The sequence below is a fragment of the Acinetobacter sp. UBA5934 genome (genome assembly GCF_002430855.1).
In the GTDB taxonomy this organism is placed as follows: Bacteria; Pseudomonadota; Gammaproteobacteria; order Pseudomonadales; family Moraxellaceae; genus Acinetobacter.
Genome location: NZ_DJDC01000198.1, coordinates 18,027 through 19,906 on the forward strand (window position 1 = coordinate 18,027; position 1,880 = coordinate 19,906).

A 1,880-nucleotide genomic window follows, 5' to 3' on the forward strand; every position below is an offset into this window, starting at 1 on the left:
AGATAATCAACCGCCCCACAAATATCTTGAGGGGCGGATAATAACCTAATTAGCCTACTGAAATCAACAGGTCTTGATCAGATTAACCTTGACGCTGCTTATGACGAGGTTCAGCGCTACAAATCACGCGGATAACCCCATTACGACGGATAACTTTACAGCTACCACAAATTTTTTTAACAGAAGCTTGTACTTTCATGATGAAACCTCAAGTGCGCTTATCCCTTAGGATGAGCAGTCGTTTTTCTCATTAACGTTTGATTGTCATACTGGTGCGAAGTGAGATGAGCTTGTAGCTGAGCCATAAAGTCCATCACAACAACCACTACGATCAGCAAAGATGTCCCACCCAAATGGAATGGAATACCAAAAGAACTTTGCAGAATCATTGGCATCAAACAGATGACCGTAATATAAATTGCACCAATAAACGTCAAACGATTAAGAATATGATCTAAGTAACGAGCAGTTTGCTCACCTGGGCGAATACCAGGTACATAAGCTCCGCTGCGTTTCAAGTTCTCTGATACTTCTTTAGGACTGAACACAAGTGCAGTATAGAAATAACAGAAAAAGATAATTAACGCACCGAAGAGCACCAAGTACAAAGGTTGTCCAGGCGATAATACCAATGCCAAATCTTGTAGGCTACGCTTTACGATTCCTGCATTTGGATCAGAACTACCCAACCATTGACCTAAACTTGCAGGGAATAGCAATAACGAACTAGCGAAAATTGCTGGAATAACCCCTGCCATATTCAATTTCAATGGCAAATGTGTCTGCTGTGCAGTGAATACGCGACGCCCTTGTTGCTTTTGAGCATAGTTAACCGGTATACGACGTTGAGCCTTTTCAATAAATACAATCGCAGCAAGAACCGCGATTGAAAGTAATCCAAATACCGCCAAACCAATTAAGCTTGATTGACCGTTATCCACCGAAGTGAATGCTTGAATTACAATATTTGGCAAACCAGCAACGATACCTGCAAAAATGATCATAGAGATACCATTACCAACACCGCGTTCGGTAATCTGCTCTCCTAACCACATTAAGAACATGGTGCCTGCAACCAACGAGGTTACGGCAGGAATGTAAAAAGCTAGTCCTGAAGTCAAGGTAATTCCTTGGCTAATGAGACCAGCACACATACCTACACCTTGAACCAATGCAAGTAATAACGTGCCGTAACGCGTATATTGATTAATCTTACGCTTACCCTGCTCGCCTTCTTTCTTTAAAGCTTCCAGCGAAGGAACCACTGTTGACATCAACTGCACGATAATCGATGCAGAGATGTATGGCATGATCCCCAACGCAAGAATTGACATTCGCTCTAATGCTCCGCCAGAGAACATATTAAACAAACCTAAGAAAGTACCTTCATTAGCTTTGAAAAAACGTTCTAAAGCGACATTATCAATACCCGGCAGTGGAATATGTGCCCCTAGTCGAAAGACCAATAATGCGCCAACCAAAAACATTAATCGACGAATAATTTCACGATATTTCACATGAAACGGTTGGCCTTTCATCATGTTGACATGACCTGAAGAACTAGGAGACATAGACACTAGCGATTACTCCTCGACTTTACCGCCAGCAGCTTCTACAGCAGCTTTAGCGCCTTTAGTCACAGCAACACCTTGGATAGTGAATGCACGAGTAATATCACCAGAAAGTACGATACGAGCACGAGTCATATCTTTACGTACAACATTGGCAGCTTTTAAAGTTTCAAGTGAAATGATATCACCTTCAACTTTAGCAAGCTCTGATAAACGTACTTCAGCAGTTTTTAAAGCAAGTTGGCTAGTGAAGCCGAATTTAGGTAAACGACGATATAACGCAGTTTGACCACCTTCGAAACCTGGACG

Annotated in this window: 3 protein-coding genes; all 3 read right to left on the reverse strand. The window is 42.0% G+C overall.

The features are described 5' to 3' along the window. Positions 1-82: 82 nt before the first annotated feature. Complete coding sequence (gene rpmJ / locus B2Y23_RS14930; protein ID WP_000867907.1) at positions 83-199, reverse strand: 50S ribosomal protein L36; 117 nt, start codon at positions 197-199, stop codon at positions 83-85. A gap of 19 nt (positions 200-218) precedes the next feature. Further along, on the reverse strand, positions 219-1,538 hold the full coding sequence (secY, locus tag B2Y23_RS14935) for a preprotein translocase subunit SecY (RefSeq protein ID WP_291355261.1): 1,320 nt from the start codon (positions 1,536-1,538) through the stop codon (positions 219-221). 45 nt (positions 1,539-1,583) lie between these two features. Next, a partial coding sequence (gene rplO, locus B2Y23_RS14940; RefSeq protein WP_291371645.1) for a 50S ribosomal protein L15 occupies positions 1,584-1,880 on the reverse strand: 297 nt, incomplete at its 5' end.

Coding starts and splice junctions, on each gene's coding strand:
- rpmJ (WP_000867907.1), bottom strand. CDS start 199: ATGAAAGTACAAGCTTCTGTTAAAAAAATTTGTGGTAGCTGTAAAGTT.
- secY (WP_291355261.1), bottom strand. CDS start 1,538: ATGAAAGGCCAACCGTTTCATGTGAAATATCGTGAAATTATTCGTCGA.